General features: G+C 67.7%; 11 protein-coding genes. 4 read left to right on the forward strand and 7 right to left on the reverse strand.

Features of this window, described 5'->3' with window-relative positions; translation table 11 throughout:
* Positions 1–166 precede the first annotated feature (166 nt).
* Positions 167–2,872 (reverse strand): preprotein translocase subunit SecA, encoded by a 2,706-nt coding sequence (gene secA, locus KTN05_RS08130; protein WP_217328885.1) that lies wholly within the window; start codon positions 2,870–2,872, stop codon positions 167–169.
* 197 nt (positions 2,873–3,069) lie between these two features.
* Here secA and KTN05_RS08135 point away from each other — a divergent pair, with 197 nt between their 5' ends.
* The 4 genes from KTN05_RS08135 (at position 3,070) to KTN05_RS08150 (ending at position 5,972) form a co-directional block, all read left to right on the forward strand.
* On the forward strand, positions 3,070–3,906 hold the full coding sequence (locus tag KTN05_RS08135; RefSeq protein ID WP_217328886.1) for a peptidylprolyl isomerase: 837 nt from the start codon (positions 3,070–3,072) through the stop codon (positions 3,904–3,906).
* 9 nt (positions 3,907–3,915) lie between these two features.
* Complete coding sequence (argJ, locus tag KTN05_RS08140) at positions 3,916–5,280, forward strand: bifunctional glutamate N-acetyltransferase/amino-acid acetyltransferase ArgJ (RefSeq protein ID WP_217328887.1); 1,365 nt, start codon at positions 3,916–3,918, stop codon at positions 5,278–5,280.
* Positions 5,277–5,693 carry an 8-oxo-dGTP diphosphatase MutT gene (gene mutT / locus KTN05_RS08145; RefSeq protein WP_217328888.1) on the forward strand — a complete coding sequence of 139 codons (417 nt, stop codon included), beginning with the start codon at positions 5,277–5,279 and terminating at the stop codon, positions 5,691–5,693. Before argJ ends, mutT begins: the two co-directional genes overlap by 4 nt.
* 141 nt (positions 5,694–5,834) lie before the next feature.
* Positions 5,835–5,972 (forward strand): hypothetical protein, encoded by a 138-nt coding sequence (locus KTN05_RS08150; RefSeq protein ID WP_217328889.1) that lies wholly within the window; start codon positions 5,835–5,837, stop codon positions 5,970–5,972.
* A 156-nt stretch (positions 5,973–6,128) separates the two neighbouring features.
* Here the strand turns inward: KTN05_RS08150 and infB are convergent, their stop codons facing one another.
* From infB to pip, 6 genes are all read right to left on the reverse strand, one after another.
* Positions 6,129–8,678, reverse strand: a complete 2,550-nt coding sequence (infB, locus tag KTN05_RS08155; protein ID WP_217328890.1) for a translation initiation factor IF-2 — start codon at positions 8,676–8,678, stop codon at positions 6,129–6,131.
* Positions 8,668–9,306 (reverse strand): RNA-binding protein, encoded by a 639-nt coding sequence (locus KTN05_RS08160; RefSeq protein ID WP_217328891.1) that lies wholly within the window; start codon positions 9,304–9,306, stop codon positions 8,668–8,670. The genes infB and KTN05_RS08160 overlap by 11 nt, the downstream gene beginning before the upstream one ends.
* Positions 9,307–9,322: 16 nt before the next feature.
* Complete coding sequence (gene nusA / locus KTN05_RS08165) at positions 9,323–11,008, reverse strand: transcription termination factor NusA (protein WP_217328892.1); 1,686 nt, start codon at positions 11,006–11,008, stop codon at positions 9,323–9,325.
* Between the two features lie 3 nt (positions 11,009–11,011).
* On the reverse strand, positions 11,012–11,680 hold the full coding sequence (gene rimP, locus KTN05_RS08170; protein WP_217328893.1) for a ribosome maturation factor RimP: 669 nt from the start codon (positions 11,678–11,680) through the stop codon (positions 11,012–11,014).
* Between the two features lie 145 nt (positions 11,681–11,825).
* Positions 11,826–12,233, reverse strand: a complete 408-nt coding sequence (locus KTN05_RS08175; RefSeq protein WP_217328894.1) for a DUF6766 family protein — start codon at positions 12,231–12,233, stop codon at positions 11,826–11,828.
* An 82-nt stretch (positions 12,234–12,315) separates the two neighbouring features.
* Positions 12,316–13,287 carry a prolyl aminopeptidase gene (pip, locus tag KTN05_RS08180; protein WP_217328895.1) on the reverse strand — a complete coding sequence of 324 codons (972 nt, stop codon included), beginning with the start codon at positions 13,285–13,287 and terminating at the stop codon, positions 12,316–12,318.
* Positions 13,288–13,330: the final 43 nt, after the last annotated feature.

Raw genomic sequence — 13,330 nt, forward strand, 5'->3', positions numbered from 1 at the left:
GGCACTCGGGGCCGCAAACCCGCACCCCGTCACCGTTCGGGGAAGTTGCGAGCCGCCGACGAGAGCCGGACAGGATCGGCGTCCGTTCTGCGCAGACCCGTCAGGCACCGATCGGCAATGACCCCCAAGCAGTGAATGCGGAACCGCCCCTGCCTGCGCGGCTGTCTTACACCAGCCGCCCGTGGCAGTTCTTGAACCGTTCGCCCGAGCCGCAGGGGCACGGGTCGTTGCGCGACGGGTTGCCCCAGGTCGAGGGATCGTTCGCGTCGAAGCCGGGGGCGTGAGCCGAGGCTTCGCCGCCGTCGGCCGCGGCATGTTCGGGGTGCATCTCGTCCTGCTGCTTGGTCAACTGGTCCTGATACTGGCGCAGCATCGCCTCGCGTTCGGCGTCCGTCAGCGGGCGGATGCGGGCGAGGTTCTGGGTCACGTCGCCCCGCAGCCCGTCGAGAAGGCCTTCAAACAGCTGGAACGCCTCGGTCTTGTATTCCGAGAGCGGGTCGCGCTGCGCGTAGCCGCGGAAGCCGACGACAGACCGCAGATGCTCCAGCGTCACCAGATGCTCGCGCCACTTGGCGTCGATCTGCTGCAGCAGCACCTGTTTCTCGATCTGGGCCATGCTTTCCGGGCCGAACTGCTCGGCCTTCTGGGTCATGTATGCGTCGGTCGCCTCGGTCACGCGGGCGCGCATCGCCTCCTGATCGACGCCGTCCTCGGCGCCCCAGTCGGGGATCGGCAGGTCCATGTTCAGCCGGTCCAGCGCGGCGACCTTCAGGCCGGTCAGGTCCCACTGGTCGGGATAGCTGCGTGGCGGCATATGGTCGTCGATCAGATCGTCGATCACCTGATGGCGCATGTCGGCGGCGATGTCCGACACATCGTCCGATTCCATGATCTCGCGGCGCTGGCTGAAGATCGCCTTGCGCTGGTCGTTCATCACGTCGTCGAACTTGAGCAGTTGCTTGCGGATGTCGAAGTTGCGCCCCTCGACCTTCGCCTGCGCGCGTTCCAGCGACTTGTTCACCCACGGATGGATGATCGCCTCGCCTTCCTTCATCCCCAGCGACGACAGCACCTTGTCCAGCCGGTCCGAGCCGAAGATCCGCATCAGGTCGTCTTCGAGGCTCAGGAAGAACAGCGAGCGGCCGGGATCGCCCTGACGGCCCGAGCGGCCGCGAAGCTGGTTGTCGATCCGGCGGCTTTCGTGGCGTTCCGTGGCCAGCACATAAAGCCCGCCCGCCTCCAGCACCTTCTGCTTGTCGGTGGCGTGTTCGGCCTCGATCCGGGCGCGCAGGTCGTCGGGATTCGCCTCGGGGTCGGCCGTCAGCGCCTCCAGCACCTTCATTTCGACGTTGCCGCCAAGCTGGATGTCGGTGCCCCGGCCCGCCATGTTGGTGGCGATGGTGACGGCGCCGGGCTTGCCGGCCTCGGCGACGATCTGGGCCTCCTGCTCGTGCTGGCGGGCGTTCAGGACGTTGTGGGGGATGCCCTCGCGCTTGAGCATGTCCGACAGCATCTCGGACTTCTCGATCGAGGTCGTGCCGACCAGCAGCGGCTGGCCGCGGCCGTGGGCTTCCTTGATCTCCTCGATCACGGCGGCGTATTTCTCGGTCGCGGTGCGATAGACACGGTCATGCTCGTCCACCCGCGCAATGGGGCGGTTGGTCGGCACCTCGACGACGCCGAGCTTGTAGATTTCCGCGAATTCCTCGGCCTCGGTCGCCGCCGTGCCGGTCATCCCGGCGAGCTTGTCGTAAAGGCGGAAATAATTCTGGAACGTCACGCTGGCGAGCGTCACGTTCTCGGGCTGGATCGCCACGCCTTCCTTAGCCTCGATGGCCTGGTGCAGCCCGTCCGACAGCCGCCGCCCGGCCATCATCCGGCCGGTGAATTCGTCGATCAGCACCACCTCGTCATTGTTGACGATGTAGTTCTGGTCGCGGTGGAACAGCCTGTGCGCGCGCAGCGCCTGGTTGGCGTGATGCACGACGGTCGTCGATTCCGGGTCGTAGAGCGTCTGCCCTTCCGGCAGCACCCCCGCCTGCTGCAGCCGCTTTTCGAGGAACTCGTTGCCTTCCTCGGTATAGGTCGCGTTGCGGGTCTTTTCGTCGATCTTGTAATGCTCGCCCGTCAGTTCCGGCATGAAGCCGTCGAGCACCTTGTAAAGCTCGCTGCGGTCCTGCGATGGCCCCGAGATGATGAGCGGCGTGCGCGCCTCGTCGATCAGGATCGAGTCGACCTCGTCCACGATGGCGAAGAAATGGCCGCGCTGGGTCATTTCCTCGATCGAGCCCTTCATGTTGTCGCGCAGGTAGTCGAAGCCGAGCTCGTTGTTCGTGGCATAGGTCACGTCGGCCTGATAGGCGGCGCGCTTTTCGGCATCCTGCTGGAACGGATAGACGACCCCGGTGGTCATCCCCAGCTGGGCGAACACCTTGCCCATCCACTCGGCGTCGCGCTTGGCGAGATAGTCGTTGACGGTGACGATATGGACGCCCTTGCCCGCCAGCGCGTTCAGATAGGCCGGGAAGGTCGCGACCAGCGTCTTGCCCTCGCCCGTCTTCATCTCGGCGATGTTGCCTTCGTGCAGGAAGATCCCGCCCATCAGCTGGGTGTCGAAGGCGCGCAGGCCAAGCGCGCGGCGCGCGCCCTCGCGGCAGTTGGCGAAGGCTTCGGGCAGCAGCGAGTCGAGCGGCTCGCCCGACTGCGCGCGGCCCTGCAATTCGCGGGTCTTGCCGATCAGGTCGGCGTCGGACATCGCCTGGAACTGCGGCTCCATCGCGTTGATCCGGGCGACCAGCGGCCGGGTCGATTTCACCTTGCGGTCGTTGGGGGTGCCGAAGACCTTCTTCGCCAGATTGCCGATGCCGAGCATGTTGTCCTTCGTGACGGGAACGCGCGGGTGTTGCCACTTGCCCGCACCGAGCCCCATGCCCTATCTACGAGGCCGGAAAAGCGGCGGCGGGCGCGCATGATTTCGGTTGCGCCGGATGTAGGCTCGGCCCGCCGCCCTGTCAACGCCGCGCCCATCAACTGGCCGATATCACGCGGCCGCCCCCGAAAGGAAATCCATTGATCCGTCCGATGCTTGCCGCCCTGGCCCTTTCCGCCGCCACGCTCGGCGCCCCCGCAATGGCACAGGACGCCGCGACCGTGGTGGCGACCGTCAACGGCGAGCCGGTGACTCTGGGCCAGATGATCGCCATGCGCGGCTCGCTGAATCCGCAGATGACGGCCGGGATGAACGACCAGCAGCTCTGGGACATGATCCTGGACCAGATGATCCGCCAGACCGCCGTGGCGCAGGAAGCCGCCGGTGACCTGTCGCCCCGCGACGAGGCCGTGCTGGAGCTTGAACGCCGCGGCTATCTGTCCACCGCCGTGCTGGAAGGGCTGGCCGAGGCCGAGCCGTCCGAAGACGAGCTGCGCGCCGCCTATGACGCCGCCTTCGGCGAGAGCGCCGCGCCGAAGGTCGAATACAACGCCGCCCATATCCTCGTGGAGACCGAGGACGAGGCGAAGACCATCGTTGAGGAACTCGCGGGCGGCGCCGATTTCGGCACGCTGGCCGAGGAACGCTCCACCGACAACTCGTCGGCCAACAAGGGCGATCTGGGCTGGTTCACCCCCGAGATGATGGTCCAGCCCTTCGCCGAGGCCGTGGTGGCGCTGGAGCCCGGCGAGATTTCGGCCCCGGTGCAGTCGCAGTTCGGCTGGCACGTCATCCGGCTGATCGAGGAGCGCACGCAGGAAGCCCCGGCCTTCGACGAGGTCCGCGACCAGCTTGCCCTGCAGGTCCGCCGCGACCGGGTGCAGGCCGAGATCGACGGGCTGTTCGAGGCCGCGACGGTCGAGACGACCGAGGGAATCGACCCCGCGCTGATGAACAGCACCGAACTTCTGGACTGAGGGGCGGAGATGGCCAAGGACGATTCGAAGGCGGCGAAGAAGGCCGCGAAGGCCGAGGCGAAGGCCGCCAAGGAAGCCGCGAAGGCGGAACGCGCGGCGAAAAAGGGCAAGGGGGCCGCCCCGGCGGCGAAGAAGCTAGCCGTCTCGCCGCTCGCCCCGGCCGCGTTCCCCGAGCTGCCGGTGATCGCCGGGGTGGAGTTCGCGGCGGGCGCGGCGGGCGTGAAATATCAGGGCCGCACCGACGTGATGCTGGTGCGCCTCGCGCCCGGCACCTCGATCGCCGGGGCGTTCACGAAGTCATCGACCCGCGCGGCGTCGATTCTCGACTGCCAGGCCAAGCTGAAGGGCGCGCAGGACAGCGCCTCGGGCGCGGCGATCATCGTGAACTCGGGCAACGCCAACGCCTTCACCGGCGCGCAGGGCCAGAAGGGCGTCGATACCGTCACCGGCGCGGTGGCGCAGGCGCTGGAGATCCCGGCGAATCGGGTCTTTTCCAGCTCGACCGGCGTGATCGGCGAACCGCTCCCCGCCGCGAAGATCGCGGGCGTGGTGGGTGTTCTGACTGGCGCGCTGAACGATCAGGGAATCGCCGGCGCCGCCCGCGCGATCATGACGACCGACACCTTCCCCAAGGGCGCCAGCGCCGAGATCGAGGGCGACGGCGGCACCATCCGCATCGCCGGGATCGCCAAGGGCTCGGGCATGATCGCGCCCGACATGGCGACGATGCTGGTCTATATCTTCACCGACGCGGCCATTGCGCCGAAGCTGCTGCAGCACATGGTTTCGAAGCATGTGGACGACACCTTCAACGCGATCACGGTGGACAGCGACACCTCGACCAGCGACGCGCTGATCGTGGCGGCGACGGGGAAATCCCCTGCAAAGCCCCTTGAGGATATGCGCGCCAAGCCCGCCCGCGATTTTTCCGCCGCGCTCCACAAGGTCATGCTGGACCTCGCGCAGCAGGTGGTGATGGACGGCGAGGGCGCGACCAAGTTCGTCGAGATCCAGGTGCGCGGCGCGACGACGCGCGAGGATGCTCACGCCGTGGCGATGTCGGTGGCGAACTCGCCGCTGGTCAAGACCGCCATCGCCGGCGAGGACGCCAATTGGGGCCGCATCGTGGCCGCCGTCGGCAAGTCCGGCGCGCAGGCGGATCGCGACAAGCTGTCGATCCGGTTCGGCGACATCGTGGTGGCCGAGAATGGCTGGCGCGCGCCGGGCTATGACGAGGCCGAGACCAGCGCCTACATGAAGAACGACCGGCTGGTGATCGGCATCGACCTCGGCATCGGCCGGTTCGACCGGACGGTGTGGACCTGCGATCTGACGCATGGCTACATCGACATCAACGCCGATTACCGCTCGTGACCCCTGCCCCGGAAAAGCCGCTGCTGCTGGTGGCGGCCGTCGCGCTGATCGACCCCGAGGGCCGCGTGCTGCTGGCACAGCGGCCCGAGGGCAAGGCGATGGCCGGGCTGTGGGAGTTTCCGGGCGGCAAGGTCGATCCGGGAGAGACGCCCGAGGCGGCGCTGATCCGCGAACTGGACGAGGAGCTGGGGATCGAGACCTGGAACTCCTGCCTCGCCCCGCTGACCTTCGCCAGCCACTCCTATGAGCATTTCCACCTGCTGATGCCGCTGTTCGCCTGCCGCCGCTGGAACGGGGTGCCGCATGGGCGCGAGGGGCAGGCGCTCGCCTGGGTCCGGGCCGCCAATCTGCGGGATTACCCGATGCCGCCCGCCGATCTGCCGCTGGTGCCGATCCTGCGGGACTGGCTGTAAGGGGCTCAACTGCGGCGGCGCTGCAACAGTTCCACCTTAGCGCGAAAAAATTTGCCCCGATTCCGGCCGTTGACGGTTTCTTAGTTAATTCCAGTCAGTGTCGGCGTCATATTGGTGTCACAGGGGCAAGGAGTAAGCGCCATGATTCGAACCATAACCATCGGCAGCTGTATTTCGGTGCAGGGTCAGTTCGAAGGCGAACTGGGCGATGGCCGGATCGCCGTGCGCGTGGGCCAGCAGACCTATCAGGGCAAGCCGGTCGCGCAGAAAGCGGCGTGATCGCGGCCAACGGGCAGAGATGATGAAGCGGGCCGGGCGCAAGTCCGGCCCGCTTCATTCTGGCCGGTGTCCGAAGGGCTGCGCCCCTGCCAACCCTCCGCGCCATGAAAAAGGCGGCCCGAACCGGACCGCCTTTCATTCTTTTCTCGGGAATGGTCAGAGCGTGCGCTCGACCTCCTCGCGCTCGAAGATCTCGATCACGTCGCCCTTGCGGATGTCGTCGTAATTCTCGAACGCCATGCCGCATTCCTGACCCGACTGGACCTCGCGCACCTCGTCCTTGAAGCGCTTGAGCGTCTTCAGCGTGCCTTCGTGAATCACCACGTTGTCGCGCAGCAGACGCACCCCGGCCGAACGGCGGGCAACGCCCTCCGTGACGAGACAGCCGGCGACGTTGCCGACGCCCGTGACGCGGAACACTTCGCGGATCTCGGCATAGCCGATGAAGTTCTCGCGCACCTCCGCCGACAGAAGGCCCGAGGCCGCCGCCTTGATGTCGTCGATCAGGTCGTAGATGATCGAGTAGTAGCGGATCTCGACGCCCTTCTGGTTCGCGGCGTTCCGCGCCGGCGCGTTCGCGCGGACGTTGAAGCCGATGACCGGCGCACTCGACGCCTCGGCAAGGCCGATGTCGGATTCGGTGATCGCACCCACGCCGTAATGCAGGACGCGGACGCGGACCTCGTCGTTGCCGACCTTCTCCAGCGCCTGGACGATGGCCTCGGCCGAACCCTGAACGTCGGCCTTCACCACCACCGGAAGTTCGGCCACGCTCTCGTCGGCCTTGGCCTTCGCCATCAGCTCCTGCAGCGTGGTCGCGGCGCCCGCGGCGGCGCGTTTGTCCTTGGCGGCCTGGCTGCGGTAATCCGCGATCTCGCGGGCCTGCGCCTCGGTCTCGACGACGTTCAGCACGTCGCCCGCCTCGGGCGTGCCGTTGAGCCCCAGCACCTCGACCGGGACCGAGGGGCCGGCTTCGCTGACCCGCGCGCCCTTGTCGTCGATCAGCGCGCGGACCTTGCCCCACTGCTCGCCGACGACGAAGATGTCGCCCTGCTTCAGCGTGCCGGTCTGGACCAGAACGGTCGCGACCGGGCCGCGGCCCACGTCCAGCTTGGCCTCGATCACGGCGCCGAGCGCGGCGCGATCGGGGTTGGCGCGCAGTTCCAGGATTTCCGCCTGCAGCGCGATGGCCTCAAGCAGCTGGTCGATCCCCTGCCCGGTATGAGCCGAGACTTCGACATCCTGCACCTCGCCCGACATCGCCTCGACGACGACCTCATGCTGCAGCAGGTCCGTGCGGACCTTCTGCGGGTTGGCGGCCGGCTTGTCGATCTTGTTGATCGCCACGATCATCGGAACGCCCGCGGCCTTGGCGTGGTTGATCGCCTCGACCGTCTGCGGCATCACCGCGTCGTCGGCGGCCACCACCAGCACCACGATGTCGGTCACGTTCGCGCCCCGCGCCCGCATGGACGTGAAGGCGGCGTGGCCCGGCGTGTCGAGGAAGGTCAGGATCGAGCCGGAATCGGTCTTCACCTGATAGGCGCCGATATGCTGGGTGATCCCGCCCGCCTCGCCGGAAACGACGTTGGCCTGGCGGATACGGTCCAGCAGCGAGGTCTTGCCGTGGTCCACATGGCCCATGATCGTGATGATCGGGGCGCGCGGCTGCAGGTCCTCGGCCGCATCCTCTTCGGTATGCAGCGCCTGCTCCACGTCGGCGTCGCTGACGCGCACGGTCTTGTGGCCGAATTCCTCGATCACCAGCTCGGCGGTGTCGGCATCGATGGTCTGGTTGGCGGTGACCATCATGCCCATCTTCATCAGCGACTTGATGACGTCGGCTACCCGCTCGGCCATCCGGTTCGCCAGCTCGCTGACGACGATGGTTTCCGGCAGCTGCACGTCGCGCACCTGCTTTTCGGCGCGATGGGCCTGACCCAGCGCTTTGGCGCGGGCCTTTTCCTGCTTGCGCTTCATCGCGGCAAGGCTGCGCGTGCGCCCGCCTTCGCCGCCCGAAAGGGCCTGCGACAGCGACAGGCGGCCGGTGCGGCGGTTGTCCTCGGCCTTGGCCTTGGCTTTCGCGTCGCTGTCGCCGCCGGTGTCGCGGCGGTCGCGGTCGGTGCGGCGCGGGCCGGTGGCGACGCCCGGCTTTTCGGCGCGGGCGGCGGCGGCTTCGGCAGCGGCGCGGTCGGCGGGGGCCGCCTGGGCGGGCTTCGCCGTGACCTCGGCCTTCTTCTGGGCGCGGATGCGGGCCTCTTCGGCCTTGCGGGCGTCCTCTTCGGCCTTGGCGCGCAGGGCTTCCTCGCGCTCGCGCTCCTCACGCTCCTTCGCCTCGATCTCGGCGCGGCGGCGGTCGCGTTCTTCCTCGCGGGCCTTTTCCTCGGCGGCGCGGGCGGCGGCTTCACCGGCCTCGCGCGCCTTCGCGGCGGCGAGCGCCTTCAGGCGCCGCTCCATCTCCACTTCGGAGATCCCGGCGGGGCGTTTCGAGGGGTCCGAAGCAACCGCGGCGGGCGAGTTCGGACGGTGCACGACCCCTCCGGCACCTGCGGCGCCGGGCTTGGGCACGACGACCCGCTTGCGCTTGGTCTCGACCACCACGTTGTGGGTCCGGCCGTGGCTGAAGCTCTGCTTCACCTGACCCGACCGGCCGCCACCCAGACCGCCGCCAACACCCAGGGGTTTCTTTCCGTCTTTATCGCTCATCCGTTCTCGAATCCTTCCCGGCAACCGAATTGCCGTCATGCCCGCGCAGACCGTTCAGTCGTGCGGCGTCCCGTATCACCTTGTCGGTCAGGCCCCCCGGCGCAAGCGCGCTGTGTATGACATGCGCGCGCCCGAAAGCCAAACCCAATTCCGATGCCGTAAGGCAGCCGAACCAGCGCCCGCCGGTCGGCGTCCATAATTTTCCCTTGCCGCGATCGGAGCCGTCGCTGGCCTGAAACAGGACCCTGGCCTTTCCATCGGCCAGCCAGCCCTTGACCTTCTCGAACCCCGCCACGGCCGATCCGGCCTTGCGTGACAGCGAGATCAGGTCGATCACCCTGCGCGCCAAAGCCGCCTCGATCCCCGAGACGAGGTCGTCCGGTGCCTTTACATGGGCCTTCGCGCCACGGGAAAAAAGGCCCTTGTCGGAGGCTTTCTGCAACGCAGCCCTGTCCGACGTGACCCAGAAGCCCCGGCCCGGCAGCTTTTCCGCCAGATCGGGCACGACCATGCCATCGGGCCCCGCGACGAAGCGGATCAGCCCGGCCTTCGGCTGCACCTCGCCGGTGACGAGGCAGCGCCGTTCCGCCGGCGCATCGCGGTCCTTTTCCCGGCCCCCGCGTGTCAAGCGACCATCCGGGGCGTTACACCCCGGCCTCCTCGGTTGCAGCCGATTCGTCGCCTTCGCCTTCGTCTGCGGCCGGGTGCAGCTCGTCCGGGTCCACCCAGCCGAGCATCACGCGCGCCGTCATCACCATGTCCTGCGCCTGTTCCAGCGTGACGCCGAACGGCTCCAGGATGCCGTCGTCCTTGACGCGCTGACCGTCCTGCGTGGTCCAGCCGCCGGCCAGTTCCCAGTCGGCGCAGGTGGCAAAGTCTTCCATCGTCTTGACGCCGTCCTTCGCCAGCGCCTCGAGCATCTGCGCGCTCAGCCCCTCGAACCCGACGAGGCTGTCCTCCAGCCCCAGCGCGCGGGCGTTTTCCAGCGCCTTGGCGTTCTGCGCCTCGATATAGTCGCGGGCGCGGGCCTGAAGCTCGTCGGCGGTGCCTTCGTCCACCCCGTCGATCGACAGAAGCTCGTCCTGATCGACATAGGCGACCTCTTCGAGGTTGGTGAAGCCCTCGGCGACCAGCAGCTGGGCGAAGAATTCGTCCAGATCCAGCGTGTCCATGAACAGCTGCGTCCGGGCGTTGAACTCGGCCTGACGGCGTTTGGATTCCTCTTCCTCGGTGAGGATGTCGATGTCGAGCCCGGTCAGCTGCGACGCCAGCCGCACGTTCTGGCCGCGCCGGCCGATGGCCAGCGAAAGCTGCTCTTCCGGCACCACGACCTCGATCCGGGCCGCGTCGGGATCGACGACGACCTTGGCGACCTCGGCCGGCTGCAGCGCGTTCACGAGGAACGTCGCCTGATCCTCGGACCACGGGATGATGTCGATCTTTTCGCCCTGCAACTCGCCCACGACGGCCTGAACGCGGCTGCCGCGCATCCCGACGCAGGCGCCGACCGGGTCGATGGAGTTGTCGTAGCTGATGACCGCGATCTTCGCGCGCGAGCCCGGATCGCGGGCGCAGGCCTTGATCTCGATCACGCCGTCATAGATTTCCGGCACTTCCATCTTGAACAGCTCGGCCATGAACTGCGGGTCGGTGCGCGACAGGAAGATCTGCGGGCCGCGCGTCTCGCGGCGCACATCCTTGACATAGGCGCGGATGCGGTCGTTCGGGCGATAGCTTTCGCGGCCGATCTTCTCGTTGCGGCGCAGGATCGCCTCGCCCCGGCCCACGTCCACGATGATGTTGCCGTATTCCTCGCGCTTGACGATGCCGTTGATGATCGTGCCGGCGCGGTCCTTGAATTCCTCATACTGGCGATCACGCTCGGCCTCGCGGACGCGCTGAAGGATCACCTGCTTGGCCGATTGCGCGGCGATCCGGCCCAGCTCGACCGGGGGCACCTGCTCCTCGAACACGTCGCCCACCTGCGGGCCGCCCGCGAAATCGGTCAGCGGCGCGCCGCCCCGCAGCCAGCGGGCCTGACCCTTGGCCGGCTCGAAATAGGGCTTGGCGTCGGCGGCGCTGAACTGGGCCTGGTAGTTCTCGAGTTCCTCGTCCTCGACCACGGTGCGGACGCGGGTGAAATACGCGTTGCCGGTCTTGCGGTCGATCACCACCCGGATGTCCATTTCCGCGCCATAGCGGGACTTGGCCGCGCGGGCGAGGCTGTCCTCCATCGCCTCGATCACGAGGCCGGGGTCGATCATCTTCTCGCGCGCGACCGCCTCGGCGGTTTGCAGCAGTTCAAGCTGGTTGGCAGAGGTGATGGCCATCAATCACTCCTTGGGAAGATCGGCGCCGTCGGCGTCGTCGTCTGATGTGTCGTCGGTTTCTGTCTCGATGTCGTCGAATTCATCCGGGTCCGCCGCGCGCCCGTCGCCGATGCCGGCGCCCGCCTCGGCCCCTTCGGGCAGCGTGCCGGCTTCCTTGCGCTGCTTCAGCATCAGCGCGATCAGCTCGTCGGTCAGCAGCAGCTTGGCGTCGGACAGCCAGTCGAAGTTCAGGCCGATGGTCTGCACCTCGCCCGCTTCCTCGATGTTCAGCAGCACCTCGTCGCCCTCGACCCCGGCCAGAACGCCCTTGAAGCGCTTGCGGCCGTCGATCGGCTGGTTCGTCTCCAGCCGGGCGTCGTAACCCTCGAACGTGGCAAAGTCCTTGAGGCGGGTCAGCGGCCGGTCGATGCCGGGGCTGGAGACTTCAAGATGGAACGCATCCTCCAGCGGGTCTTCCACGTCCAGCGTGGCGCTGACGGCGGTCGAGATGTCGGCGCAGTCATCCACGTTGATGCCGCCTTCGGGGCGGTCGGCCATGATCTGAAGGGTGGCGGTCTTGCCCCCTTGCAGGCGCAGGCGCACGAGTTCGAAGCCCAGATCCTCGATCACCGGCTGGATGATCTCGGCCAGGCGCCGGTCGATGGCGGTCTTGGCGATGAGGTCGGTGGTCATGTCCGATCCCTGAAAATGAAAAACGGGCCCTGAGCGGCCCGTGCGAGTTCGTCCGGTGGGCAGGGGGTGGAAGCCTGCGCCGCTGTTGGGAAGCATATAGGCCAGCCGCCCGCGCTTGGCAAGGCCGGATTCCAGACGCCGGATTCTAGACCTCGACCGGCGCCTCGTCATGAGCGTGCGGCTGCGCGTGGCCGTGGGTCCGGTAGTAGCGTTCGTCGATCTCGGCGATCACCCGCTCGGCGTCGCCGCCGGCCTGCAGGCGGATCAGGGCATCGACCTTGGCCTCCATCCGGTCGTCGTTCTCCTTGGACGAGGGCGAGCCGACATAGAGGAAATAGGCCAGCCCCACGACCTGCCAGATCAGTTGCAGGAATTCGGACTGCCAGTTCTCGAACGTGTCGCGGGCGACCTGCACGACGTATTCGCCGACCTGCGGCTCCTGCCCGTGCTGGGCGGCCTCGTCAACGAAGGCGAACCAGGCGAAGCCCCAGTGCAGCCCGATGGAGATCAGGAAGAACGCGGCCGTGATCCAGAAGTATGCGTATTTTTTCATGGCTATCCCCTTTGCGCAGCATCAACTCTGCTGCTGCCGCCGGGGTTGCGTGGATCGGCCGTGCCCTCGCGGGCGGCCGCGCTCAGGCCATCGCGTCCATCGTCCGCACCAGCTCGGCCATGATCCGCGGCTCGCTGAGCGCGTGGCCCGAAGCGGGGATCATCCTGAGGTCGCAGCGGGACCAGCCGTCCGCAAGCTCATGGGCCGCAACGGGCGGGCAGACCATGTCGTGGCGGCCCTGCACGATGACGGCGGGCAGATGCTCGATCCGGTGGCGGTCGCGCAGAAGCTGGCCTTCGTCGAGGAAGCAGCGATTGGCGAAGTAGTGGTTTTCCAGGCGGGCGAAGGCCCGGGCATAGTCGGGCGGCGCGCCCCCGCCCCCGCCGTGGCTCTCGATCGTGGCGAGCCCGTTTTCCCAGGCGAGCCACGGCTGCGCGAACTGCGCCTCCACCGCCGGGTCGCCACTGAACAGCCGGCGGTGATAGGCGGCGATCATGTCGCCGCGCTCGGCCTCGGGGATCGCGGCGCGGAAGCGGGCCCATTGCTCGGGGAAGAAGCGGGCCGCCCCTCCGGCATAGAACCAGTCGAGCTCCCGCTCGCGCGCCAGGAACACGCCGCGCAGCACCAGCGCGCTGACCGTCTCCGGGTGCGCCTGCGCAAAGGCCAAGGCCAGCGCCGCGCCCCAGCTTCCGCCGAACAGCACTGCCGGGGCGAGCTCCAGCGCGCCGACGATCATGGCGATGTCGCCGATCAGATGGGCGGTGGTGTTGCCGCGCACCTCGGCATGGGGGCGCGAGCGGCCGCAGCCGCGCTGGTCGAACAGCACGATATGCCAGCGATCCGGGTCGAAGAAGCGCCGCATGACCGGGCTGCACCCGCCCCCCGGCCCGCCATGCAGGACGATCACCGGACGTCCGGCGGGATTGCCGCATTGCTCGACATAGATGTGGTGCCCGTCAGACGCGGGCATCATGTGCCGCGCGAAGGGCTCGACCGGCGGATACAGCCGGCCGGATGAGGGGGATGCGCCGATTTGCCCTGCCAGCCGGTCCATGCAATCGGTATACACGCCCAAATCGGGGCAGGCCAGCAGGGGT

It is taken from the genome of Paracoccus sp. Z118 (assembly GCF_019061185.1).
Lineage (GTDB): Bacteria > Pseudomonadota > Alphaproteobacteria > Rhodobacterales > Rhodobacteraceae > Paracoccus.

What these genes read in the sequence shown, in the direction of transcription:
- secA (WP_217328885.1), bottom strand. Translation starts at nt 2,872, where the DNA reads ATGCTCGGCATCGGCAATCTGGCGAAGAAGGTCTTCGGCACCCCCAAC.
- argJ (WP_217328887.1), top strand. Translation starts at nt 3,916, where the DNA reads ATGGCCAAGGACGATTCGAAGGCGGCGAAGAAGGCCGCGAAGGCCGAG.
- KTN05_RS08150 (WP_217328889.1), top strand. Translation starts at nt 5,835, where the DNA reads ATGATTCGAACCATAACCATCGGCAGCTGTATTTCGGTGCAGGGTCAG.
- infB (WP_217328890.1), bottom strand. Translation starts at nt 8,678, where the DNA reads ATGAGCGATAAAGACGGAAAGAAACCCCTGGGTGTTGGCGGCGGTCTG.
- nusA (WP_217328892.1), bottom strand. Translation starts at nt 11,008, where the DNA reads ATGGCCATCACCTCTGCCAACCAGCTTGAACTGCTGCAAACCGCCGAG.
- rimP (WP_217328893.1), bottom strand. Translation starts at nt 11,680, where the DNA reads ATGACCACCGACCTCATCGCCAAGACCGCCATCGACCGGCGCCTGGCC.
- KTN05_RS08175 (WP_217328894.1), bottom strand. Translation starts at nt 12,233, where the DNA reads ATGAAAAAATACGCATACTTCTGGATCACGGCCGCGTTCTTCCTGATC.
- pip (WP_217328895.1), bottom strand. Translation starts at nt 13,287, where the DNA reads ATGGACCGGCTGGCAGGGCAAATCGGCGCATCCCCCTCATCCGGCCGG.